This is a genomic window from Veillonella sp. 3_1_44, from assembly GCF_000163715.1.
Classification (GTDB): domain Bacteria; phylum Bacillota; class Negativicutes; order Veillonellales; family Veillonellaceae; genus Veillonella; species Veillonella parvula_A.
In genome coordinates this window covers 493,109-518,062 of the sequence record NZ_GG770200.1, presented here as the reverse complement: position 1 = coordinate 518,062, position 24,954 = coordinate 493,109, and the positions used below count along the sequence as shown (strand labels likewise).

Sequence of the window (24,954 nt, the reverse complement as noted above, 5' to 3'; positions counted from 1 at the left end):
GTCAGCATGGCCTGGGCAGTCAACGTGTGCATAGTGACGGTTAGCAGTTTCATACTCAACGTGTGCAGTGTTGATTGTGATACCGCGTTCACGTTCTTCTGGAGCTTTATCGATCATGCTGTAATCTTGGAAGTCAGCTTGACCTTTTTCAGCCAATACTTTAGTGATTGCAGCAGTCAAAGTAGTTTTACCATGGTCAACGTGACCGATTGTACCGATGTTAACATGCGGTTTCGTACGTTCAAATTTTTCTTTTGCCATTTTAAATTATCCTCCGAGGAAAATAGTAATTCTATTAATCTAATATGAGATTAACCGTTTTTCTTTGCTTGAATTTCTTCAGCAATTTTCTTAGGAACTTCTTCGTAATGATCGAATGTCATGGAGTAGTTACCACGGCCTTGCGTTTTGGAACGAAGGTCAGTTGCGTAACCGAACATTTCGCTCAATGGAACATATGCTTTGATATGTTGGGAACCATTACGAGCTTCCATGCCGTCCATGCGACCACGACGAGAGTTCAAGTCACCGATAACGTCGCCCATATATTCTTCAGGAACGTCTACTTCTACAGCCATGTATGGTTCAAGCAATGCAGGATCTGCTTTGCGAGCACCTTCTTTGAAGCCCATAGAACCAGCAATTTTGAAGGCCATTTCGTTGGAGTCAACGTCATGGTAGGAACCATCAAATACGATAACTTTAACATCAACCATAGGGTACCCAGCGATAACACCGGATTCCATAGCTTCTTTAACACCGCTTTCAACAGGTCCGATGTATTCACGAGGAATCGCACCACCTACAACCTTGTTTTCAAACTCGAAGCCAGCACCTGGTTCTTGAGGAATCAATTCCAACCAGCAGTGACCATATTGACCACGACCACCAGATTGACGTACGAATTTACCTTCAGCCTTAACAGCTTTACGGATAGTTTCGCGGTATGCTACTTGAGGTTTACCTACGTTACAATCTACTTTGAATTCACGGTTCATACGGTCAACGATGATATCCAAGTGAAGTTCGCCCATACCGGAGATAATAGTTTGACCTGTTTCTTCATCAGTACGAACTTTGAAAGTAGGATCTTCTTCTGCCAAACGAGCAAGAGCTGTACCCATTTTTTCTTGGTCAGCTTTTGTTTTAGGTTCAACAGCAACGGAGATAACTGGTTCAGGGAATTCCATGGACTCAAGAATTACAGGAGATTTTTCATCACACAATGTGTCGCCTGTAGTAGTATCCTTTAAGCCAACCGCCGCAGCGATGTCACCAGAATATACGCGTTCGATTTCTTTACGGGAGTTAGCGTGCATTTGAAGAATACGACCGATACGTTCTTTTTTACCTTTAGTGGAGTTGAAAACGTAGGAGCCGGATTCCAATGTACCGGAGTACACACGGAAGAACGCTAATTTACCAACATAAGGGTCAGCCATGATTTTGAATGCCAACGCAGAGAATGGTTCTTCATCGGAAGAAGGACGAGTTGTTTCTTCTTCAGTACCAGGAACAACACCCTTAATAGGTGGGATATCGATTGGAGCTGGCATGTAATCGATAACAGCATCCAATAACATTTGAACACCTTTATTTTTATAGGAAGAACCGCAAAGAACTGGGAATAATTGGTTAGCAATAACAGCTTTACGCAATGCCGTTTTCAATTCTTCCACAGAAATTTCTTCGCCTTCCAAATATTTCATCATGATATCATCATCTGTTTCAGCGATAGCATCGATCATCATTTCGCGACGAGCTTCTGCTACTTCTTGATATTCAGCAGGGATATCAGTGATTTCATATTCTTTACCGTCATCGGATTTATAAATTTCCGCTTTCATAGTCATCAAGTCAATGATGCCTTCAAAAGTATCTTCAGCACCGATTGGTACTTGAATAGCTACGGAATTTGCACCCAAACGAGCTTTCATCATATCAACTACGTTGAAGAAGTCAGCACCTACAGTATCCATCTTATTTACATAAGCGATACGAGGTACGCCGTAGTTAGAAGCCTGACGCCATACTGTTTCGGATTGAGGTTCAACGCCACCTTTAGCACTGAACACCGCAACAGAACCGTCAAGTACACGTAGAGAACGTTCTACTTCTACAGTAAAGTCAACGTGACCAGGAGTATCGATGATATTGATACGATGTTCTTTCCATTGACAAGTTGTTGCAGCAGAAGTGATTGTGATACCACGTTCTTGCTCTTGCTCCATCCAGTCCATCGTAGCAGCGCCTTCATGTACTTCGCCGATCTTGTGAACGATACCTGTATAGTAGAGGATACGTTCTGTAGTTGTTGTTTTACCAGCATCGATGTGAGCCATGATACCGATATTACGAGTTTTTGCTAAGGAAAACTCTCTTGCCACAGTTGTCACCTCTTATTACCAACGATAATGAGCAAATGCTTTATTAGCTTCTGCCATTTTATGAGTATCTTCTTTTTTCTTGATTGCAGCGCCTGCATTGTTGAAAGCGTCCATCAATTCGCCTGCCAAACGTTCTTTCATAGTGCGTTCACCACGAAGACGAGCATAATTTACAACCCAACGAATACCGAGGGTTTGACGGCGATCAGCACGAACTTCAACTGGCACTTGATAGTTCGCACCACCGATACGGCGAGCACGCACTTCAAGTACAGGCATAACATTTTTCAATGCTTGATCAAAAACTTCCATTGGGTCTTGACCCATTTTGGAACGAATAATTTCGAATGCATCATATACGATAGTTTCAGCAATGCCTTTTTTACCATCGTACATAACTTTGTTAATGAAACGTGTTACTAATTTGCTGTTGTACACCGGATCTGGAAGTACATCACGTTTCGGAACAGGGCCTTTTCTTGGCATGTTCAATTCCTCCTTTATAATGATGTGTGTTAATTTCGTTTAATGGCTAAAATTATTTTTTAGCTTTTTTCGCGCCGTATTTGGAACGACTTTGCATACGATTTTGTACGCCAGCTGTATCCAATGCACCACGAACGATGTGATAACGCACACCTGGAAGGTCTTTTACACGACCGCCTCTGATAAGTACAACACTGTGTTCTTGTAAATTGTGACCAATGCCTGGGATGTAAGCAGTTACTTCAATAGCGTTTGTCAAACGTACACGGACAACTTTACGAAGCGCGGAGTTTGGTTTCTTTGGAGTAGCTGTGTACACACGAGTACATACACCACGTTTTTGTGGAGATTCTTGAAGGGCAGGAGCTGTAGATTTTTTAGTCAAGCTCATGCGGCCTTTGCGTACTAGCTGATTAATTGTTGGCATTTGGGCACCTCCTTTCCAAATTTGAGATTTATAATTGATCCGTCATAACAAAGTGTTACATCGGATATTACCAAGATTAACGTAGGACGCCTACAGCTGTGGCCCGCACCTTAATGCGACACGCACGACCGAGATCATCCATGGTGTGTTTGTCATTCACAGGTATTCCCTGTTCTTCACAAGCAATCCGTAAAGGCTGTACCACACGTTCATCACTATCACAACCCAGGAACACGTACTTCACAGCACCTTTAGCAATTTGTTTCAACGTTTGCTTGGCACCGATTGTTTTGTTCACCGACTTCAGATGGGCAATGTCCATTGTACTAATTCTCCTTACGAAATTATGCCCATTAGGCATACCTCGCCTAAAGCACTATGTAAGTATATCAATTACAGCAGTCCATGTCAAACAATTTCCAATGTCACACACCGCTCTACAGCTGCATTTTATGTGTACACTCATCCGTGTGTTTCATTCAATCTTAAATTATAAATGAAGAGTGATTTTTTATTCATATATTATTATTTTCATGTATAAATAATCATTCTATGCATTTGCTATTATTTTTTCTTTTACCAATTATGCAAAATTAATATAAACACCATTTTATTATGATATAAATTAATACAGAACAAATATTTGTATTTATAAGTTACTAAAGAAAGGAGATTATATGATTAAACTCATTAAACGTTATTCAAACTTTAATCCCCCTGTAATTATAGGTAGCTTGTCTATCGTCTTAGGGCTGAGCTTATGTGCCCTTCTGATTCCGCAAATATCTCAAACGATCCTCCAAGGGATTCGTGATATTATATTTGAAGATTTCAGCTGGTTTTATGTTTTATCCATAAGTCTCTTCTTTATCTTCAATATCTTTCTTGCACTTAGTTCGCTAGGTGACATCAAACTTGGTAGCGACGATGAAGAAGCGGAATTCTCTTATACAGCTTGGCTCGCCATGTTATTTGCGGCAGGTACTGGTGTAGGTCTCATGTTCTTCGGTACTGCTGAACCGCTCTCACATTATCACTCCGCTGTAGGCTTAGTCGATGGTGCTCCTAGCGCCAAGGAAGCGTTATTCCGCTCCATCTTCCACTGGGGCATCAATGCATGGACGGTATACGGAATTATGGCTTTAGCATTAGCGTATTTTGGTTTTCGCTATAAGTTGCCTTTATCACTACGTTCATGTTTCTATCCGCTGTGGAAGGATAAGATCAATGGCCCACGAGGGCACATTATCGATATCATCGCACTTTGTGTAACTTTATTAGGTATCGTAACCACCTTAGGATTTGGTGCGGCCCAACTAGGTGCAGGGTTCCTATATATTGATATCATCTCCACTAATGACTTTTCCGCCCAAACGGTCATCATTATCATCATTATGTCCATTGCCGTTCTATCTGCTGTTACAGGTATTGATAAAGGCGTTAAGCTGCTCAGCGAAATTAATATATCTGTTGCATTAGTCTTAATGCTTTTTGTACTCTGTGCAGGTCCTACATTACTCCTATTAAATACAATGGTAGAAAACTTTGGATACTATCTATCACATATTTTAGGGCAAAGCTTCTATACATCTATCTATACACCAGAAACCCGTCCATGGTTCTTCAGCTGGACCATACTATTCTGGGCTTGGTGGTTATCTTGGGCACCATTTGTGGGCATGTTCATTGCGCGTATTTCAAAAGGTAGGACTATTCGAGAGTTCATCTTTGGGGTACTCATTATTCCAACTGTTTTTACTATCGTTTGGTTTACTATCTTTGGTAATACTGCAATTTATATCGATGAAACAGTAGCAAACGGTGCACTCGGTGCATTAACCGATAAACCAGAACAACTACTCTTTGCATTCCTTGAATATTTACCATTATCCAGTTTAACTAGTCTTCTATCAATTATCGTATTAGCATTATTTTTTATCACATCTGCCGATTCAGGCATTTATGTGTTAAATAATATTGCGGCCTATGATAAATCCACTTCATCTCCAAAGTGGCAATGCTTAATGTGGGGCTCTGTAATGTCCTTTCTTGCCATCAGTTTGCTCAGCATTGGTGGGCTTAATGTACTACAATCGGTAACGCTCATTCTCGCCTTACCATTTGCAGCCTTGATGGTTATCATGTGCTACAGCTTATGGCAAGGATTATTAACAGATACGCAATACTTTAACACAAAACTTTCAACCACATCCATCTACTGGGACAGCAAGAACTGGAAACAAGGTCTTGCCAAAATACTCAACCAAACGCAATCGGAAGATGTTATTTCCTTTATGAAAACAACAGCATTGCCTGCTATGTATCAGCTCAATAAAGAATTAACCGAAGAGTACGGATTAACTACGAGAATTGACAAACATTTCAATGGTAACGACGCCTCCGTAGAGTTAACCATCGAAAAAGAATCAATGCGCAACTTTACCTATGGCATCAAACTCGTTACGCAAGAGGTATCGGATCATCTCATCGAAGATCCTAACATTCCTCACATTACTGAAAGTACCAACGCAATTCCTATGACATATTTCAGTGACGGACGCGCCGGATACGATGCGCAGTATATGACACGGGAGGATATCATTACCGATATCATTCGTCAGTACGAACGATATCTTACTTTATCGGATGACGTCGGTTATGACATCATGTCTCATGACGCGGAAGAAACAGCTGAATAGTTTTCATACCACAACCTTAACAAAGTATCATTTTATTTAACAAACTGATACTAACACATATCATGAAATCCTCAATTTATATAAACCTATAATTATAGAGACATATAATCATAGAGCTCATACACATATATCTCTCAAACCAATAATACCTATAACAAAAGGGTGCACCTCGCAGGTGCACCCTTTTTATTATGTCGCACAATATCAACTATGCAACAAGTCTATACAGTTAATATAGCTTAACGGCTAATCCAAAGTAATTAATCTTCAGACATAACCTCTTCCGTAATATCAATGATTTCAGGTGTATTTTTTACAACTTCAATCTTACGGTAACGACTCATGCCTGTACCAGCAGGAATCAACTTACCGATAATTACGTTTTCTTTCAAGCCCAATAATGGATCGATTTTACCCTTGATAGCAGCGTCGGTAAGAACACGTGTTGTTTCTTGGAAGGACGCAGCGGACAAGAAGGAGTCCGTTGCCAAAGCGGCTTTCGTAATACCCAATAGCGTGCGTTTGCCTGTAGCATTTTCACGACCATTGAGGGTAAGACGACGGTTTTCTTCGTCAAAGGTATTAACGTCCACCATATCCCCTGGAAGCATATCCGCATCGCCAGCTGTTTCAATTTTAACTTTATGAAGCATTTGACGAACGATAACTTCGATATGTTTATCGTTAATTTCTACACCTTGGGATTTGTATACTTTTTGTACTTCGTATACGAGGTAACGTTGAGTTGCTTCAGTACCCATGACACGCATAATGTCATGAGGATTGATGGAGCCTTCTGTCAAACGAGCGCCCAAGGATACCACGTCACCGTCTTTAACGATAATGCGGGAGCCGTAAGGAATGAGGTAATCAAGTTCAATACCATCTTCACCAGTAATAAAGATAGTGTTCGTACCTTTCTTACCTTCATTAGGCACAACGCGAACTGTACCTTCGTTTTCGGCAATGATAGCATTACGTTTTGGTTTACGAGCTTCGAACAATTCTTCGACACGTGGCAAACCTTGTGTAATATCGTCACCTGCGACACCACCAGTATGGAACGTACGCATTGTCAACTGAGTACCAGGTTCACCGATGGATTGTGCTGCAATGATACCTACAGCTTCACCAACTTGAACTTGGTTGCCAGTTCCTAGATCACGACCATAGCACTTACGACATACGCCATATGGGCTACGACAAGTCAATACGGAACGGATTTTTACTGTTTCATAGTGTTTTACAACTTCATCAGCTAACGCCTCTGTGATTTCACCATTAAGAGGAACGATAACTTCGCCAGTTTCCTTGTTAACTAATTCTTCAGCTGCAATACGACCTACAATACGGTCTTTTAATGGCTCGATAACACCAGTACCTTCAACGATAGCTTCCACTTCAATACCGTGGATTTCATTGTTCCGTACTTGTACTTCTTTTACATCGGAGTTAAGGATAGCTTCGATGCCTTCTTCTGTAAGACGTGTATCAGCTGGGAAGATTTCTACACCTTCGCTGTCAACGATTGCTTGTACAGTATCCTTGTTCAACATATTTTGAACCATAGTTTCTTTCAATGTTGCACGGATACTATCGTCGCTTTCACCAAGAATAATTTTTTGAACCAAGTTAGTATGATTAATATCGCTATCAGAGCCCAAGTGTGCACCGCGCAATGCGATAGATGTAACACCAGCTTCAGCAATATCTGCCAAGCATTGTTCATCCAAGATAGTTTCAGCTGGTACAACAAGTTCCCCTGTTTCAGCATTCACAACATCTTTATCTAAAACGCGACCAATAAGTTTATCTTTAAGCAATTCTAATGCTTGACGTGGGGATGTAGCCAAGCGAGCACGTTCTCGAACGAGATCGATACCTACAACGTCACAATCGTCCTCACGAACGATTACGTCTTGAGATACGTCAACGAGACGACGTGTCAAGTAACCAGAGTCAGCTGTACGAAGCGCTGTATCGGCCAAACCTTTACGAGCACCATGAGAGGATGTAAAGTAATCCAATACAGTCAAGCCTTCTTTAAAGTTTGCTTTAATTGGCAAGTCAATGATTCGACCAGATGGATCGGCCATCAAACCACGCATACCAGCAAGCTGACGAATCTGTTGTTTATTACCACGGGCACCAGAGATAGCCATCATGTAAACAGGGTTAAAGCCGTCTTTATCGCACGCCATATTATCCATCATCGCATCGGTAACATCTTCTGTTGCCTTTGTCCATAATTGGATAGTTTTACGATAACGTTCTTCTTCTGTAATAAGACCACGACGGTACATACGAGATACTTTTTCTACCTCTTGTTCCGCTGTATCTAACAAACTAGTTTTAACTTCTGGTACTTTAATATCAGCAATAGCTACCGTCATACCTGCGCGACGAGCGAAGGAGTAACCCAAGGACTTGATGCGGTCCAATAGTTCTGCTGTTTTTTCATTACCAAACAATTGGAAACATTGATCAACCAATTTACCAACTGTTTTCTTATCCATAACCTTACCTAAAGAGTAAGTGCCATCTTCACGTTTCTCGTATTGCCACAATTCTGGGAATAAAGCATTGTTGAAGATCAAGCGACCTGCTGTTGTTTCTACACGGCCATGATCAGGTAAACGGATATAAAGAATATCTTGCAAACCAATGATATGAGACTCATAGGCAAGCATAACTTCATCATAGGTAGCAAATGTTTTTGCTTTATCACGAGTATCTTCGCGTACAACTGTTAGGTAGTATGTACCTAAGATCATATCTTGAGAAGGTACTGCTACTGGCTTGCCGTCCTTAGTAGACAAAATATTATGGCTAGAAAGCATCAATGTACGAGCTTCCGCTTGTGCTTCTACGGACAATGGTAAGTGACACGCCATTTGGTCACCGTCAAAGTCGGCATTGAAGGCTGTACATACTAATGGATGCAATTTGATAGCACGACCTTCCCAAAGGATTGGTTCGAAGGCTTGGATACCAAGTCTATGCAATGTAGGGGCACGGTTCAAGAGAACTGGATGTTCTTTAATTACCTCTTCCAAGGATTCCCACACGCCAGGGCCAATTCTTTCAACTTGGCGTTTAGCAGCCTTGATGTTGGATGCTTGACCGCGTTCTACCAAACGTTTCATAACGAATGGTTTGAACAATTCTAATGCCATCTCTTTTGGCAAACCACATTGGTGCATTTTAAGTTCAGGACCTACTACGATTACGGAACGACCGGAGTAGTCAACACGTTTACCGAGCAAGTTTTGACGGAAACGACCTTGTTTACCTTTAAGCATGTCGGACAAGGATTTCAATGGGCGGTTACCAGGACCTGTAACAGGACGACCGCGACGACCATTATCAATCAATGCATCAACCGCTTCTTGAAGCATGCGTTTTTCGTTGCGCACGATGATATCAGGAGCACCCAAGTCGAGTAAACGTTTCAAACGGTTGTTACGGTTGATAACACGACGGTATAAATCGTTGAGGTCAGATGTAGCAAAACGGCCACCATCTAATTGGACCATAGGACGCAATTCAGGTGGGATTACAGGAACGATGTCCATAATCATCCATTCTGGACGGTTCCCAGATTGACGGAATGCTTCTACTACTTCCAAACGACGAACTGCACGGATTTTACGTTGACCACTAGCAGTGTTCAACTCTTCGCGCAATTCGGCATTCAATGCTTCAAGATCAAGTTCTGATAAGAGAGCTTTTACCGCTTCAGCACCCATGTCGATACATGCGAAGAGAACCTCTTCAGCAGCGCCTAACTCATAGCGTTCTTCGCGAGTTAATTCTTCGTATTCCTTATCAGCTTCTGGTATTGTTGCATCATCACGAAGAGCCGCATTATAGCGCTCTTTGCGTTGTGCTTCACGAACAATAGCTAAACGTTCATTACGTTGAGCCACTGTTTCGATTACGACGGATTTACCACCGATAGTATAACCGTCTTCATTAAATTGAGCTTCGTATTCGCGGTATTCTTGCTCGGACAACAATTGACGTTTTGTCAATGGTGTACCAGCTGGATCTACTACGATGTAGGAAGCAAAGTATAATACGCGTTCCAAAGAACGTGGTGATATGTCAAGGATAAGACCCATACGGGATGGGATTCCTTTGAAGTACCAAATGTGAGATACAGGAGTAGCCAATTGAATATGGCCCATACGTTCACGACGTACTTTCGCACGGGTAACCTCTACACCACATTTGTCGCAGACTACGCCTTTATGGCGGATGCGTTTATATTTGCCGCAGTGACATTCCCAGTCCTTTGTTGGTCCAAAAATGCGTTCACAGAATAGACCATCACGTTCTGGCTTCAACGTACGGTAGTTAATTGTTTCAGGTTTCTTAACTTCCCCATGAGACCAGGATAAAATCTGCTCTGGAGAGGCTAAACCGATTCGCATGGAATCGAATTCATTTACGTCTAGCACTACTATCGCTCCCTTCCTTATAGATAGTTTTAGTCTTCATCGTTAGAGGAGTCGCCCATTGGGTACGCCAATTGGCTAAGGATATCATCTTCACCGCCATTATCAGCTGGTAAGTCTTCCTCTTCCTCTTCCTCTACTTCTGGTTCTACTACAGTTACTTCATCAGTTTCTACAGCACTGCCTTCCATAACTTCTTCAATACCAGTTTCTACCACCTCATCTTCGTCCTCAAGTTCTTTCATAATAACTTCTTCTTGATCTTCGTTCAAGATTTTTACATCGAGACCGATACTTTGAAGTTCTTTAAGCAATACCTTGAAGGACTCAGGTACACCTGGTTCAGGGATGTTTTCGCCTTTAACGATTTTTTCGTATGCTTTCACACGACCAACAACGTCGTCAGACTTAACAGTTAATAGCTCTTGAAGGGTATAGGCTGCGCCATATGCTTCTAGAGCCCAAACTTCCATTTCCCCGAAACGTTGGCCACCGAACTGAGCTTTACCGCCCAAAGGTTGTTGTGTAACAAGGGAGTACGGACCTGTAGAACGAGCATGGATTTTGTCATCAACCAAATGATGGAGTTTAAGCATGTAAACGTAACCAACAGTGACGCGGTTATCCATCGGTTCACCAGTACGACCATCATATAGAACAGTTTTACCATCATCAGGACGACCTGCAATCGCCAATGTTTCGAATACGTCCTTTTCGTGAGCACCATCAAATACAGGTGTAGCAATATGAATACCTGCTACATCTGGTTTTGGCATGCCATATTTGTCAAAATCATAGCCAAGGCTTTCCAACTCTTTACGAATTTCAACGCGTTTTTCTTCAGCAGAGTGAATGTTGTTAAGAGTATTCTTGACTTTGCTAATTGCCTCTAATTCTTCTACAAGCGCAGGATCCATTTCAGGAGCCTCTTCTTCAGAATCAAAGAATTCTACATGAAGTGCATTGTATTTAGCTTCAATAGCTTTAAGCTCTTGGTAACGAGCTTCGCCACCCATAGCATCCAATTTCTTTTGCGCTGCTGCTTCTACATGTTTTAAAATTTTAGTTTTCAAAGCAATGATTTGCTCATTTTCTTCGAAATGATTTACCGTAACATCTTCCGCAACTTTCGCTTCCAATACCTCAATTTGAGCATAAAGGTCGCGGATTGTATCGATTTGTTCCCAGTAAGATGCATCAGTACGGGCTTCTTTCAACACGTTTTGAATGTGAAGGTCTGTAGCTTTGATTTTCATACCTAAGCCTTGAACAGCCCACCCCAAGTGAGTTTCAAGAACCTGACCGATGTTCATACGAGAAGGTACGCCCAATGGATTCAATACGATTTGTACTGGAGTACCATCTGGAAGGAATGGCATATCTTCTTTTCTCATAACGCGAGAAACGACACCTTTGTTACCATGACGGCCCGCCATTTTATCGCCTTCATGAATCTTACGTTTTTGAGCGATATATACGCGAACAAGTTTATTTACGCCTGGTTGTAATTCGTCGCCATTTTCACGGGTAAAGACTTTTACATCTACGACTTTACCAGATTCGCCATGAGGCACGCGCAAGGAAGTATCACGAACTTCACGTTCTTTGTCACCAAAAATAGCACGCAACAAACGTTCTTCTGGAGTAAGTTCAGTTTCACCTTTTGGTGTAGCTTTACCTACAAGGATATCACCAGGATGTACTTCTGCACCAATGCAGATAATACCATCTTCGTCTAAGTTTTTAAGTGTGTCGTCACCTGTATTAGGCAACTCACGAGTAATTTCTTCAGCACCTAATTTGGTATCACGAGCATCACATTCGTATTCTTCAATATGAATGGATGTATAGATATCTTCTTTGCAAAGTTCTTCACTAAGCAAGATAGCATCTTCGTAGTTATAACCTTCCCAAGGCATGAACGCTACAAGAACGTTATAACCTAATGCCAATTCGCCGCCATCTGTAGCAGGACCATCAGCCAATACTTGGCCTTTTACAACATGGTCCCCACGATTGACGATTGGTTTTTGGTTAAAGCACGTGGATTGGTTAGAACGAAGGAATTTATTCAAATGGTATGTATCAACACGACCATCGCTATCGCGAAGAACGTGGATTTCATTACCCCAACAACGTACAACTTTACCTGCTTCACGCGCCAATACGCAAACACCAGAGTCAGTAGCTGCTGTATATTCCATACCTGTACCAACAAGTGGTGCTTGAGCACGCAAGAGTGGTACCGCTTGACGTTGCATGTTCGCGCCCATCAAGGCACGGTTAGCATCGTCATTTTCAAGGAATGGAATCATAGCTGTACCAATAGATACAACTTCTTTTGGACTAACGTCCATATAATCAACCTTATCTGGTGTAACTTCCAATACATCATGACCACGACGACAAGCAACATGTTCAGTTGTGAAGTACCCCTCTGCATCAAGCGGAGAGTTCGCTTGGGCAATTGTCATGCCTTCTTCTTCATCAGCGGTCATGTATACTACGCTATCAGATACGCGCACTTTAACAACTTTATCAGCATCCTTGCCTTTACCATACACTTTTTCTACTTTACGGTATGGTGCTTCGATGAAGCCAAATTCGTTTACCTTTGCATAGTTGGACAAGGAGTTAATCAAGCCAATGTTTGGACCTTCTGGAGTTTCAATAGGACACATACGACCATAGTGAGAATGATGCACGTCACGAACTTCGAAACCTGCACGCTCACGAGACAAGCCGCCAGGGCCAAGGGCAGAAAGACGACGTTTGTGAGTCAATTCCGCCAATGGGTTTGTTTGGTCCATGAACTGAGACAATTGAGAAGAACCAAAGAATTCTTTGATAGCTGCCACTACAGGGCGAATATTGATCAACGCTTGAGGTGTAATGGATTCAGTTTCTTGAATGGTCATGCGCTCACGAACAACACGTTCCATACGAGTTAAACCGATACGGAATTGGTTTTGCAACAATTCGCCTACGCAACGAAGGCGACGGTTACCCAAGTGGTCAATATCATCTGTATGACCTGCACCATCCATAAGGTTGAGCAAGTAAGAAATGTTAGCGATCATGTCTTCACGTGTTACTGTACGGTGATCATATGGTAAGTTGCAGTTATTACAAATAACTTTAGACTCTACACCATCATTATTTACGATGTAGAATTCAGCAAAACCTTCACCATCGAATACATGGCTATTAGCAACGATATCAAGTTGTTCTTCCCCAACTTGTACGCCTGCATCAAGGATAATTTCGCCAGTTTCTGGATCTACAATTGGTTGAGCCAATGTTTGACCCAACATACGTTGGCGCCAGCCAAGTTTTTTGTTCAATTTGTAACGACCAACGCGCGCTAAGTCATAACGGCGTGCATCGAAAAACAAGTTATCGAACAAGTTACGAGCAGACTCTACAGTAGGAGGCTCACCTGGACGTAATTTTTTATAGATTTCAACCAATGCTTCATCAGCAGATTGAGTTGTATCTTTTTCTAATGTACGAACGATGCGTTCATCATATACTGGTAAACCATCCTCATCAGTTTTACCATTCCAGAAGAGGTCTAGAATGCTTTCATTAGTATCCCAACCTAATGCACGTACCAATACAGTAGCTGGTAATTTACGGTTACGATCAATACGAACAGCTACCACTTCACTAGCATCTGTTTCAAGTTCAATCCATGCACCACGGTTAGGAATAACTGTGGAATCATACAAACGGTTACCCATTGTATCGATTTCTTTATTGTAGTAAACGCCTGGAGAACGTACTAATTGGGATACGATAACACGTTCTGCACCATTGATGATGAAAGTACCTGTATCCGTCATCAATGGGAAATCGCCCATGAATACTTCTTGTTCTTTAATGTCCATATTTTCTGGATCATTATTTACCAAGCGAATATTTACACGAAGTGGTGCTGCGTAAGTAGCATCACGGTTTTTACATTCATTAATATCATACTTAGGTTCACCTAAGCTGAAACCTTCAAAAGAAAGTACTAGATTACCTGAATTGTCTTTAATCGGAGAAATATCGTTGAAAATATTTTGTAAACCACTCTCCAAGAACCACTCATACGATTTACGTTGAATGTCCAATAAATGCGGCATCTTGATAACTTCGTTAATTTTAGCGTACGTATAACGAGTTCGTTTGCCTACCTGCTCAGGTTTGAACATATTTGCTTTCACCCCTATCAAAACACACTGGTCTACCATTTTCTATAACGGCATGAAAAAGACATCTTACAGGTCTCAGTTTTCCTGCTCGGGCAACGTCAAATAAAGCAAGGTCCATTTCATTTTTAAAATAACCTTGCTTCCCATTAACCAAGCACAACCTTGGAAGAAAACCTCATCACTATTTGTGTTATAGTTTTTACATCCAAAAGCAGAAAACGCTACTTTTGCAATATATAATTTTATCAGTATTAAAAAAGACTGTCAACCAAAAGGGTTGACAGTCTTTCATTTTCATGCTTTATTCATGTATCAAAAGAGAACCATAAATTAGTTGCCTTTTTGTTTTAAAAGATTCGCACCAGCGATACCAGGGCGAGTCATTTCTTTAGGAGAAAGAATATGATTAATTTCATCCTCAGTCAATAAACCTTGATCCAAGATGATATCACGAATAGCTCGACCTGTTTCATACGCTTCTTTCGCCAATGCAGAAGCTGTTTCATAGCCAAGATGTGGCAACAATGCTGTTACGATACCAACGGAACGATTCAACCAGTACTCGCATTGTTCACGGTCTACTTCAAGATCAACAAGCAATTTATCAACGAATGTATTTACACCGTTTTTGAGGTAGCAAAGGTTATTGAACAAGTTGTATGCCAATACAGGTTCCATAACATTTAACTCGAATTGACCATTTTCTACAGCTAATGTAATAGTAAGGTCATTACCGATAACTTGGTAACACACTTGATTCAATACTTCAGCGATAACAGGATTTACTTTTCCTGGCATGATAGAGGATCCTGGTTGACGGGCAGGCAATTTTAATTCACCAATGCCACAGCGAGGGCCAGATGCCATTAAGCGGAAATCATTTGCCATCTTAATCAACACAAGTGCAGTTACCTTCAAACCGCTAGAGATATCAGCAAATACATCTGTATTGTTTGTGGCATCGATTAAGTTCTCCGCAGTGTAGAACGGTTCGCCTACTACTTCGCTTAATTCGTACGCTACATCATGAATATAATTAGGTTCAGCATTAAGGCCTGTACCAACTGCAGTGGCCCCCATGTTAATTACATGTGCACCTTCAACGGCAGATTTAATACGTTTAATACCACGACGAATACCAGATGCGTAAGCACCCATCTCTTGTCCCAATGTAATAGGCACCGCATCTTGTAAATGAGTACGCCCCATTTTTAAAATTTCACTATATTCTTCAGCTTTTTTCTCAAGCTCATCAACAAGACGTTGCAAAGCTTCAAGTAAAGGTTTAGTTTTTAAAATTGCACAAACCTTGATTGCTGTTGGGAACGCATCATTCGTAGATTGTGCCATGTTACAGTGATTGTTAGGGCTTACAATATCATAGCTACCTTTTGGATGACCTAAAATTTCACAAGCACGATTTGCCAACACTTCGTTCATATTCATATTCACAGAAGTGCCAGCACCACCTTGAATTGGATCAACTGGAAATTGGTCAGCAAATTCACCTGCAATAACTTCATCAGCTGCTTGAACAATCGCTTTACCGATAGATACATTGAGACGACCTGTTTTCATATTAGCTAAAGCAGATGCTTTTTTTACCATTGCTAGTGCTTTAATAAAATCTTGGTCTAAATGTTTCCCCGTAATATGGAAGTTTTCTAAGGCACGAATCGTTTGTACACCATAATATAACTCATCCGCTACTTCTAATTCACCTAGGAAATCATGTTCTTTTCTCATAATAGATCCTCTTTCCACTATTTCATATATTAGATGATAGTTTAATGAAACGGTTTTATCTTATGCGCTCATTATAGCATGTATTTTGTATACATAAAAGTTATTTCATGTATTCCGAATAAACAATATTCTATACAATATATCATTTCATAAATAATTATTTTTTTGTAACTATCTCTATATTATCTCCATATTATCTCCATATTTATAAGTGCTCTGTTTTTATCTTTGATTGGTTTAAATATTACACGCCCTATAGTACAATAATATAAACTATGTAAGTAAGGAGTAACTATGATTAACAATCACATGCTGCGCATAGGTGCGCTCTTTTTATTAACCGTTTTGAGCTACGGCTTTTATAATGCCTATTTGCCAATCACTGATCCGGTGGAGTCCAACTATGTTCTCTCCGCCATCACCATGCTAAAACATAACTCATGGATATCCCCCATGATATACGATCACGTATGGTATGATAAACCACCGCTCACCTATTGGGCACTTATGATTACGTACAAACTATTTGGCATATCAGACTTTACATCTCGTATACCGAATACGCTTGTTGCGGGAGCCAGCGTGGCCCTAATGTACCATATAATTTACCGCATATCTAAAAATACTTTTGCTAGTGTACTCTGTGCTATTCTATTAATGAGTACACTACAGTTTTGGTACATATCTCATGCAATTATAACCGACGGATTTCTACTTCTCTTCACCTTAGCTATATTTGGATATAGCTATTTAGCTTTTACCAATAATGACAAGTCAGCTATGGTGAAAGCTTACATTGCTGCTGCCTTAGCTGTAATTACCAAAGGACCTATAGGCATCATCTTGCCCGGCCTGATATTACTCATTTATGTATGCGCTCGCTATATAGTCCATAGAAAAGATGAAAGTTATCAGCTTTCAAAGGATATTAAATTACTATTTAATCCCTTAGGACTATTAGCCTTTATAGCGATAGCTAGCCCTTGGTATATCGCTATGTATTCCATTCACGGTGAGCAGTTTATTTCCGGATTCTTAGGTCTACACAATGTAGATCGAGCTCTTATATCTGAGCATCCTAAATTTAATGTATGGTATTACTATCTATTAATTGTACCCCTTTCACTATTACCATGGACACCTGTAATAGTCTATCATTTAAAAGATCTTAACTGGAAAGATGATTTTGATCTATTAGGTATTATATGGTTTATAGTTATAGTTCTATTCTACTCTCTAGTAGCTACAAAGTATCTAACCTACACATTACCTGCCATTATCCCTTGTATAATATGGGCGGCTGTAAAAATTTGTGAATTAGTTACTGACAAAGAAACCGGTGAATTTACTCAATCATTCAAAAAGTTTAATTATTTAATTACCCTACCACTAGGTATTTACTACATGATTTTTACATTTGCTACAGCTTTTGATCAAAGTCTTGATAGTAAACCATTAATCGTTGGTTCCTTTATTATAGTATGTATAATTTTAATCGGTCGATACTACATAACATCATTTTTCAAACTAGCAATATATGCTTTAGTTCCACTAATTACGTTGTACTCGGTTATTACGATTACAGTACCACCAATATTGTTTAATCAGTCTGGTTTACAGTTCAAAGCATTCATCGAAGATACATCAAAACCAATATATGTATATGGCAGTTACTATACTTCCATTGTATATTACATGGACACTACACCTACCCAAGTTTTCGTAGATACAACTGATGATTCTATATGGACCGAAGGCAAAACATTGATGCCTACAATAACTAAAGAAACATTTTTAAGTAATACATCAAATAATCGCGGTTCCTATGTCATCGTTCCTAAAAAATATGACAAGGATTTCTCTAATGCATTACCGTATCCAAAGGCAAAATTAGTCAACAAAACAAAACTCGCATCAATTTATAAGCTTCAATAAAAAAGGCGTACCCATAGGGTACGCCTTTAATATGGTTAGAATTATTTCAATTCTACGGATGCGCCAGCTTCTTCTAATTGAGCTTTCAAAGCTTCAGCAGCTTCAGCAGCAACGCCTTCTTTTACAGGTGCAGGAGCACCGTCAACGATAGCTTTAGCTTCTTTCAAGCCAAGACCAGTTGCTTCACGAACAACTTTGATTACGTTGATTTTAGATGCGCCAGCATCTTTCAAGATTACGTCGAAGGAATCTTTAGCAGTGCCGCCTTCAGCACCACCAGCAGCTGCTACAGCTACAGGAGCTGCTGCAGTTACGCCAAATTCTTCTTCGATTGCTTTTACAAGATCATTAAGTTCAAGGATTGTTGCTTCTTTCAATTCAGCAACGATGTTTTCAATGTTCAATGCCATTTTAGATTTCCTCCATAAATTAGTTTATAGTGCCAGCCTCAAGCGGCCAACGAATACTTTGCAAAAAATATTATTCTGCAGGTTTTGCTTCTGCAACAGCTTTGACAGCGTATGCAACATTGCGAACAGGAGCTTGCAATACGGAAAGCAACATGGAAAGCATACCTTCGCGATTTGGAAGAGATGCAATTGCTTTAACGCCTGCTGCGTCCATAACTTCGCCTTCAACGATACCAGCTTTAACTGTTACAACTTCTTTTTCAGTTGCTTTGATGAATTGTTCGATTACACGAGCAGGTGCAACAGCATCGTCTTTAGAAGTAGCCAACGCAGTTGGACCTTCTAAATGCTCAGAGAAACCTTCAAGATTCAATTCGTTTGCAGCGATACGAGTCAAAGTATTTTTGATTACTTTGTATTCAACACCTTCAGCCAACATTTTGCGACGAAGATCAGTTGCTTGCGCAACAGTTAAACCAGAGTAACCAATCAATACAGCACCTTTTGCTTCAGAAAGAGTTTCTTTCATTTGAGCAACGATTGCTTTTTTTGATTCAGTGACAGCCATTAGATTACCTCCTTGTAGATTTTTTTGGTGCTCTATGTACTATCTTAGCGTAAAAACGACCCCATCGCACGCGATGAGGTCGTAACTAGTCCTAGGTTGTTCTAGTGTCAGCCTCAGCGGGCGGATTTTCATCCATTATACATACCAGCCGTCTACAGCTAAGAGACATATTTAATTATTGCTCTTTGGAAACAGTGCTCAATTTGAACACATTCAAAGGTACACCAGGGCCCATTGTAGCGGACAAGGTTACAGATTTAATGTATTGACCTTTAGCTGCTACAGGTTTAGCCTTGATAATAGTATCAACGATTGTACGGTAGTTGTCAAGTAATTTTTCTTCATCGAAAGATGCTTTACCGATAGAGCAAGAGATAATACCTGCTTTATCAGTACGGTATTCGATTTTACCAGCTTTGATTTCGTTTACTGCACGAGCAACGTCTGGAGTTACTGTACCAACTTTAGGGTTTGGCATCAAGCCTTTAGGACCCAAAATTTTACCAAGACGGCCAACTTGACCCATCATGTCTGGTGTAGCAACTACTACGTCGAAGTCGCTCCAACCACCTTGGATTTTAGCTACTAACTCTTCAGAACCTACAAAATCTGCACCAGCTTCTTCAGCTGCCTTAATATTGTCGCCTTTTGCGAATACAAGAACGCGTTTAGTTTTGCCAGTACCATGAGGCAATACTACTGCACCACGAACTTGTTGATCAGCGTATTTAGGGTCGACATTCAAGTTGAAAGCAATTTCAACTGTTTCATCGAAATTTGCAGTTGCAGTTTTCTTAACCAACTCAATTGCTTCTACTGGTTCGTAGAATTTACCAGCTTCAATAAGTTTTACTGCTTCAGCGTATTTCTTACCTACTTTTGCCATTATAATATCCTCCTTATGTGGTCAAACGGGAATTCCCTCCCACCGATTTGCGCCTTATGCGCAAGTCGTACGCTTATTAGTCAACGATTTCAATGCCCATGCTGCGAGCAGTACCTTCCACCATGCGCATACCTTGTTCTACGGTATTAGCATTCAAGTCAGGCATTTTCAATTCAGCAATTTCACGAACTTTATCGCGACCTACTTTTGCTACTTTATCACGGTTAGGCACACCAGAACCTTTTGGAATACCTGCAGCTTTTTTCAACAATACTGCAGCTGGTGGAGTCTTAGTGATGAAGTCGAAGCTACGATCTTCATATACGTTAATAACTACTGGAATAATTAAGCCAGCTTGTTTAGCAGTACGTTCGTTGAATTCTTTTGTGAAAGCAACGATGTTAACACCTGCTTGACCTAGTGCAGGACCAACTGGTGGTGCTGGAGTAGCTTTAGCGGCTTCAATTTGTAGTTTTACTTGTTTAACTAATTTCTTAGCCATGGGTAATTAAACCTCCTATGCTTATACTGTGGTGGTAACGGATATATATCCTCCCACTGGCAACCAAAATCGATTGCTCTTTTTAGAGTTATATTATTATATTTATATATTAAAGAGCTTTCTCAACTTGAGAGAACTCTAACTCTACCTCGGTATCTCGATTGAACATTTCTACGCTAAGTTTCAATGTTCCTTTATCAGGGTTAAGTTCGGTAATAACACCTAGTTTATCTTCAAAGGCACCGGACGTAATGCGAACCGTTTCACCAACTTCTACATCAACGTTAATGGTTGGTTTCTTATCCAAGCCCTGAGACTTAAGTATATGTTCTACTTCGGAATCAGAAAGTGGAACTGGTTTTGTAGCAGAGCCAACGAAACCTGTTACACCTGGCGTGTTGCGTACAACATACCAAGAACGGTCATTAACTTCCATTTCCACCAATACATACCCAGGAAATATCTTACGTTTTACTACTTTTTTAACCCCATCTTTTTCATCTATTTCGTCTTCAAGAGGCACCAAAATTCGGCTGATCACATCTTGTAGCCCCATAGATTGAACTTTAAGTTCAAGAGTGGTTTTTACTTTATTTTCGTAGCCTGAATAGGTATGAATTACATACCACTTCTTATCTGCTTCCATGTAATGGCCCCCTTATCCAACAAAGTGCAACAACGTATTAAAAAGTTGGGCAAAGAGTCCATCAAGCACAGAAATAATCAAAGCGATGAATATGGTCACTAAGAATACTACTATTGTGTAATTGATAAGCTCTTTTTTTGTTGGCCAGACTACTTTTTTTAGTTCAGCTTTCACACCGCGGAAGAATTTTCCAAATCCACCACGCTGCTGCACTGCTGAGTTAGACTTTGCCATTGTGTTTCACATCCTCAAATCAACAGGTAATGAATGATAAGAATTATTTTGTTTCACGGTGTAATGTATGTTTACCGCAGAATTTGCAATATTTCATCATTTCAATACGATCAGGATTGTTCTTTTTATTCTTGTTCGTTTGATAGTTGCGTTGTTTGCAATCTGTGCAAGCTAAAGTAATGGCATTACGCATCCGGATACACCTCGCTTTATATTTACTAATCTGTCTCTTGTACTCGAAAACGCTCGACTACATACTAAAAAACTATATCATACGTAGCAAGCGATGTCAAGAAATTAAGCAACTCAAAAAAGCCAGGCACGTATGCCTGACATGGATAGTATAACAGACAATGGCGCCCCTTGTCTACCCAAAGAACGCCATGTCATATTAGCTTATAGTTAGCTTATATATATTATATTTAATATTATAATTACATATTTACTATTATTGCTTCGTTTATTACTGTTTCTTTGTGAAAGTTACTTTCACGATTTGCCAGAAGAAGGCCAATGCCCCCAATATCATGATGGTATCGCCAACCATGCGAAGCCAACGCAAATTTTGTAACAATGGTTGTTGCATAAAGTCTTCACTGCGAGCGAGCCATAAGCCTTGTGTAACACTTGCCCAACTTTGAATCAAGCCAATTGGCAATAGACTGATAAGAACCATTAACGCAAGGCCCCAATTCAATGCCCAGAAACCGAATTTCATCAACTTGTCGTTAAATTCCACTTCAGGTCGAATATAACGAGCGATGAGGAATACAAAGCCTAAACTCAAGAACCCGTATACGCCGAACAACGCCGTATGAGCATGAACAGCTGTCGTATTTAGACCTTGAATATAGAACAAGGAAACCGGCATATTAATTAAGAAGCCGAAGATGCCTGCACCCACCAAGTTCCAGAAGGATACGGCAATGAAGCAGTATACAGGCCATTTTAGTCGATGCATCCAAGGAGCACTATGAAGGCGTGTATAATTTTCAAACGCTTCATATCCCAAGAGTACAAGAGGCACTACTTCCAACGCGGAGAACGATGCCCCTGTGGCCACGATAGTCGATGTAACACCGGTGAAATAAAGATGATGGAATGTACCAGGGATACCGCCGATAAGGTAAATGGCACCGGACGAAATCGCTGCTATGGTACCTGCACGGTAAGATACGAGACCAAGTGTTACGAAAATAAAGGCCATCAACGTAGTAGAGAATACTTCAAAGAATCCTTCTACCCAAAGGTGAATAACCCACCAGCGCCAGTATTCCATGATTGCCAAGTGGCTGTGTTCTCCGTAGAAAAGACCTGGTCCATAGAAAATACCGACCATCACAACGGAGAAAATAAAGGCAGCAATAAGGTTTTTATCCCCTTTATTTTTGAAAGCACCAATGATGCTGCGCACCATGAGTACAAGCCAAAATAGAATGCCGATATATTCAATCCATTGCCATACGCGCCCCAACTCGATAAACTCATATCCTTGGTGACCCAAGTAGAAGTTTAGAGACGCCGGAATCTCATGAGCAACACCTAAATATGTACCTGTAAAGGAACCCACTACCAACACAACGAGTGCCCAGAACAAAATATCCACGCCCAATTTTTGGAACTTAGGATCTTTACCGCCATTAATAATCGGCGCCAAGAATAAACCGGCACTCAAGAATGCCATCGCAATCCAGAACAAGGATGCTTGAATATGCCAAGTACGAGCAATAGAATATGGGAAATACTGCGCCAATGGAATGCCATAGAAAGCCTGTCCTTCTACGGTGTAGTGCGCAATGATACCACCCATACCAAGTTGGAGTAAAAATAATGCCAAAATCGTAAATAAATATTTTCCTAAAGACCGTTGAGATGGTGTGAGATGCAATTTGGAAATTGGATCTTCCGCAGGTGGTGTTAATTCATGTTCATCTTGTTTGCGACCGAATGCCCACATCCATACGACAATACCAATACCACAAAGTAAAATAATAACACTCACAACAGACCAAGCTACGCTTTCCGGTGTTGGATTATGATCTAACAATGGCTCGTGAGGCCAATTGTTGGTGTATGTTGCATCTGTACCAGGGCGTTGAGTCGATGCCATCCACGTAGTCCAGAAGAAGAATCGTGCCATATCAATACGATCTTTTAATTCTGGCAACGTATTGTCTTTCATCGCAAAATGATCGCGTGTTTCGGACAATTTAGGGTTATCACCATACAGTTCAATAAAATATTGTCCGGTTAAATTCATCGCTGTAATACGTTCCGGTGAAAGCACAACAGTTCCATCTTCACGAACAGCACTGTTAAAGTACTCTGCTTTAACTGCTTCTTTAACAGCCGCTTTCTGCACATCACCTAACTGTTCATAAAGAACACCAAAAGCTTCTTGAGACTTGATATCAAGCATTACGGACACTTCTTTGTGCAACCAATCAGCTGTCCAATCCGGGGCTTGATATGCGCCATGACCTAGTACGGTCCCTACAGATTGACCACCTGTAGATTGCCAAGCCGATTGACCATGTAAGATATCATCCTTAGTGAACAAAACCTGTCCATCTTGAGATACATACGCGGTTGGTACCGGTGGCGCTTGATGATATACATCCGTACCCAAATAGCCAAGAATAGAGAATCCAATAATAAGAACTGCTACTACGGCTATCCAATACTTTTTGTATTCGCCCATCACATTACCTCCTTTTCTATAAAAGCACAAAAAGAGAGCCTATGCTCTTCTCATATATAATATACACTAATTTTATAAATAAAGTTGTATCTAAGGTTACAATATATTAAAATTTCTTCTCAATTTGTATCAATAGTATGATTATCCTTTGAAGCCTGAATACAACGTATATGTCACATTACAAAATCATCATTGTTTCAATATATTAGCGATTCAATCCTATACTCTTAATCATCAAAACATACAAAATAAAAGGGACCCAACGGGTCCCTTTTATTGAATCTAAAATTCAATTATATAGCTAATGTATCGATACATTGAGCTATAAACTTGTATTAACCTTCGATTTCTGTTACTACGCCAGCGCCTACTGTATGGCCACCTTCGCGGATCGCGAAACGAAGACCTTCTTCGATAGCGATTGGAGTAATCAATTCGATTTCCATTGTTACGTTATCGCCAGGCATACACATTTCTACACCTTCAGGAAGGTTTACAACACCTGTTACGTCTGTTGTACGGAAGTAGAATTGTGGACGGTAGTTGGAGAAGAATGGAGTATGACGGCCACCTTCTTCTTTAGTCAATACGTATACTTCTGCTTTGAATTTTGTGTGTGGGTTGATGGAGCCTGGTTTAGCCAATACTTGACCACGTTCGATGTCTTT

At 40.5% G+C, this 24,954-nt stretch carries 18 protein-coding genes and 1 pseudogene; 2 read left to right on the top strand and 17 right to left on the bottom strand.

Going from position 1 to position 24,954, the window contains the following annotated elements; all coding sequences use genetic code 11:
- The 5 genes from HMPREF0873_RS05955 to HMPREF0873_RS05935 form a co-directional block, all read right to left on the bottom strand.
- On the bottom strand, window positions 1-261 hold a 261-nt coding region (locus HMPREF0873_RS05955), incomplete at its 3' end, for a GTP-binding protein (RefSeq protein ID WP_008714946.1).
- A 50-nt stretch (window positions 262-311) separates the two neighbouring features.
- On the bottom strand, window positions 312-2,387 hold the full coding sequence (gene fusA / locus HMPREF0873_RS05950) for an elongation factor G (RefSeq protein WP_008714945.1): 2,076 nt from the start codon (window positions 2,385-2,387) through the stop codon (window positions 312-314).
- 15 nt (window positions 2,388-2,402) lie between these two features.
- Window positions 2,403-2,873, bottom strand: coding sequence for a 30S ribosomal protein S7 (gene rpsG / locus HMPREF0873_RS05945; protein WP_004693556.1), 471 nt, complete (start codon window positions 2,871-2,873; stop codon window positions 2,403-2,405).
- A 52-nt stretch (window positions 2,874-2,925) separates the two neighbouring features.
- Entirely contained in the window at window positions 2,926-3,300 is a 375-nt protein-coding gene (gene rpsL / locus HMPREF0873_RS05940) for a 30S ribosomal protein S12 (protein ID WP_008714944.1), read from the bottom strand.
- A 76-nt stretch (window positions 3,301-3,376) separates the two neighbouring features.
- Window positions 3,377-3,622, bottom strand: coding sequence for a ribosomal L7Ae/L30e/S12e/Gadd45 family protein (locus HMPREF0873_RS05935; RefSeq protein WP_004693552.1), 246 nt, complete (start codon window positions 3,620-3,622; stop codon window positions 3,377-3,379).
- 355 nt (window positions 3,623-3,977) lie between these two features.
- Between HMPREF0873_RS05935 and HMPREF0873_RS05930 the strand changes: the two genes are divergently transcribed.
- Entirely contained in the window at window positions 3,978-5,999 is a 2,022-nt protein-coding gene (locus tag HMPREF0873_RS05930; protein WP_004696751.1) for a BCCT family transporter, read from the top strand.
- Window positions 6,000-6,259: 260 nt separating this feature from the next.
- Here the strand turns inward: HMPREF0873_RS05930 and rpoC are convergent, their stop codons facing one another.
- From rpoC to HMPREF0873_RS05915, 3 genes are all read right to left on the bottom strand, one after another.
- A complete protein-coding gene (gene rpoC, locus HMPREF0873_RS05925; RefSeq protein ID WP_004693548.1) occupies window positions 6,260-10,462 on the bottom strand; it encodes a DNA-directed RNA polymerase subunit beta' in 4,203 nt (1,400 codons plus the stop codon).
- Window positions 10,463-10,491: 29 nt separating this feature from the next.
- Window positions 10,492-14,658 carry a DNA-directed RNA polymerase subunit beta gene (gene rpoB / locus HMPREF0873_RS05920; RefSeq protein ID WP_038125698.1) on the bottom strand — a complete coding sequence of 1,389 codons (4,167 nt, stop codon included), beginning with the start codon at window positions 14,656-14,658 and terminating at the stop codon, window positions 10,492-10,494.
- A gap of 330 nt (window positions 14,659-14,988) precedes the next feature.
- Window positions 14,989-16,404 (bottom strand): aspartate ammonia-lyase, encoded by a 1,416-nt coding sequence (locus HMPREF0873_RS05915; RefSeq protein WP_004693544.1) that lies wholly within the window; start codon window positions 16,402-16,404, stop codon window positions 14,989-14,991.
- A gap of 294 nt (window positions 16,405-16,698) precedes the next feature.
- Here HMPREF0873_RS05915 and HMPREF0873_RS05910 point away from each other — a divergent pair, with 294 nt between their 5' ends.
- Window positions 16,699-18,339, top strand: coding sequence for a glycosyltransferase family 39 protein (locus HMPREF0873_RS05910; protein ID WP_038125697.1), 1,641 nt, complete (start codon window positions 16,699-16,701; stop codon window positions 18,337-18,339).
- A 41-nt stretch (window positions 18,340-18,380) separates the two neighbouring features.
- Here the strand turns inward: HMPREF0873_RS05910 and rplL are convergent, their stop codons facing one another.
- From rplL to tuf, 9 genes and pseudogenes are all read right to left on the bottom strand, one after another.
- The gene (gene rplL, locus HMPREF0873_RS05905) at window positions 18,381-18,749 is read right to left on the bottom strand and encodes a 50S ribosomal protein L7/L12 (RefSeq protein WP_008714934.1); all 369 of its coding nucleotides are present in this window, start codon (window positions 18,747-18,749) and stop codon (window positions 18,381-18,383) included.
- 70 nt (window positions 18,750-18,819) lie between these two features.
- Window positions 18,820-19,317, bottom strand: a complete 498-nt coding sequence (rplJ, locus tag HMPREF0873_RS05900; protein ID WP_008714932.1) for a 50S ribosomal protein L10 — start codon at window positions 19,315-19,317, stop codon at window positions 18,820-18,822.
- A gap of 175 nt (window positions 19,318-19,492) precedes the next feature.
- The gene (gene rplA / locus HMPREF0873_RS05895; protein WP_004693536.1) at window positions 19,493-20,203 is read right to left on the bottom strand and encodes a 50S ribosomal protein L1; all 711 of its coding nucleotides are present in this window, start codon (window positions 20,201-20,203) and stop codon (window positions 19,493-19,495) included.
- A 76-nt stretch (window positions 20,204-20,279) separates the two neighbouring features.
- Complete coding sequence (gene rplK / locus HMPREF0873_RS05890; RefSeq protein ID WP_004693535.1) at window positions 20,280-20,705, bottom strand: 50S ribosomal protein L11; 426 nt, start codon at window positions 20,703-20,705, stop codon at window positions 20,280-20,282.
- Window positions 20,706-20,814: 109 nt separating this feature from the next.
- Window positions 20,815-21,351, bottom strand: coding sequence for a transcription termination/antitermination protein NusG (nusG, locus tag HMPREF0873_RS05885; RefSeq protein ID WP_008602485.1), 537 nt, complete (start codon window positions 21,349-21,351; stop codon window positions 20,815-20,817).
- Window positions 21,352-21,363: 12 nt separating this feature from the next.
- Window positions 21,364-21,585: a preprotein translocase subunit SecE gene (secE, locus tag HMPREF0873_RS05880; RefSeq protein ID WP_004693531.1), complete on the bottom strand. Its 222-nt coding sequence runs from the start codon at window positions 21,583-21,585 to the stop codon at window positions 21,364-21,366.
- A 43-nt stretch (window positions 21,586-21,628) separates the two neighbouring features.
- Window positions 21,629-21,778: a 50S ribosomal protein L33 gene (rpmG, locus tag HMPREF0873_RS05875; RefSeq protein WP_004693530.1), complete on the bottom strand. Its 150-nt coding sequence runs from the start codon at window positions 21,776-21,778 to the stop codon at window positions 21,629-21,631.
- A 270-nt stretch (window positions 21,779-22,048) separates the two neighbouring features.
- Complete coding sequence (locus tag HMPREF0873_RS05870) at window positions 22,049-24,286, bottom strand: nitric-oxide reductase large subunit (protein ID WP_004693527.1); 2,238 nt, start codon at window positions 24,284-24,286, stop codon at window positions 22,049-22,051.
- Window positions 24,287-24,621: 335 nt separating this feature from the next.
- Window positions 24,622-24,954 (bottom strand): annotated as a pseudogene (gene tuf, locus HMPREF0873_RS05865) (elongation factor Tu); the annotation flags it as partial.

Excerpts from the sequence above, each read along its gene's own strand:
- rpsG (WP_004693556.1), bottom strand. The coding sequence starts at position 2,873 with ATGCCAAGAAAAGGCCCTGTTCCGAAACGTGATGTACTTCCAGATCCG.
- rpsL (WP_008714944.1), bottom strand. The coding sequence starts at position 3,300 with ATGCCAACAATTAATCAGCTAGTACGCAAAGGCCGCATGAGCTTGACT.
- HMPREF0873_RS05935 (WP_004693552.1), bottom strand. The coding sequence starts at position 3,622 with ATGGACATTGCCCATCTGAAGTCGGTGAACAAAACAATCGGTGCCAAG.
- HMPREF0873_RS05930 (WP_004696751.1), top strand. The coding sequence starts at position 3,978 with ATGATTAAACTCATTAAACGTTATTCAAACTTTAATCCCCCTGTAATT.
- rpoB (WP_038125698.1), bottom strand. The coding sequence starts at position 14,658 with ATGTTCAAACCTGAGCAGGTAGGCAAACGAACTCGTTATACGTACGCT.
- HMPREF0873_RS05915 (WP_004693544.1), bottom strand. The coding sequence starts at position 16,404 with ATGAGAAAAGAACATGATTTCCTAGGTGAATTAGAAGTAGCGGATGAG.
- HMPREF0873_RS05910 (WP_038125697.1), top strand. The coding sequence starts at position 16,699 with ATGATTAACAATCACATGCTGCGCATAGGTGCGCTCTTTTTATTAACC.
- rplL (WP_008714934.1), bottom strand. The coding sequence starts at position 18,749 with ATGGCATTGAACATTGAAAACATCGTTGCTGAATTGAAAGAAGCAACA.
- rplJ (WP_008714932.1), bottom strand. The coding sequence starts at position 19,317 with ATGGCTGTCACTGAATCAAAAAAAGCAATCGTTGCTCAAATGAAAGAA.
- rplA (WP_004693536.1), bottom strand. The coding sequence starts at position 20,203 with ATGGCAAAAGTAGGTAAGAAATACGCTGAAGCAGTAAAACTTATTGAA.
- rplK (WP_004693535.1), bottom strand. The coding sequence starts at position 20,705 with ATGGCTAAGAAATTAGTTAAACAAGTAAAACTACAAATTGAAGCCGCT.
- nusG (WP_008602485.1), bottom strand. The coding sequence starts at position 21,351 with ATGGAAGCAGATAAGAAGTGGTATGTAATTCATACCTATTCAGGCTAC.
- secE (WP_004693531.1), bottom strand. The coding sequence starts at position 21,585 with ATGGCAAAGTCTAACTCAGCAGTGCAGCAGCGTGGTGGATTTGGAAAA.
- rpmG (WP_004693530.1), bottom strand. The coding sequence starts at position 21,778 with ATGCGTAATGCCATTACTTTAGCTTGCACAGATTGCAAACAACGCAAC.
- HMPREF0873_RS05870 (WP_004693527.1), bottom strand. The coding sequence starts at position 24,286 with ATGGGCGAATACAAAAAGTATTGGATAGCCGTAGTAGCAGTTCTTATT.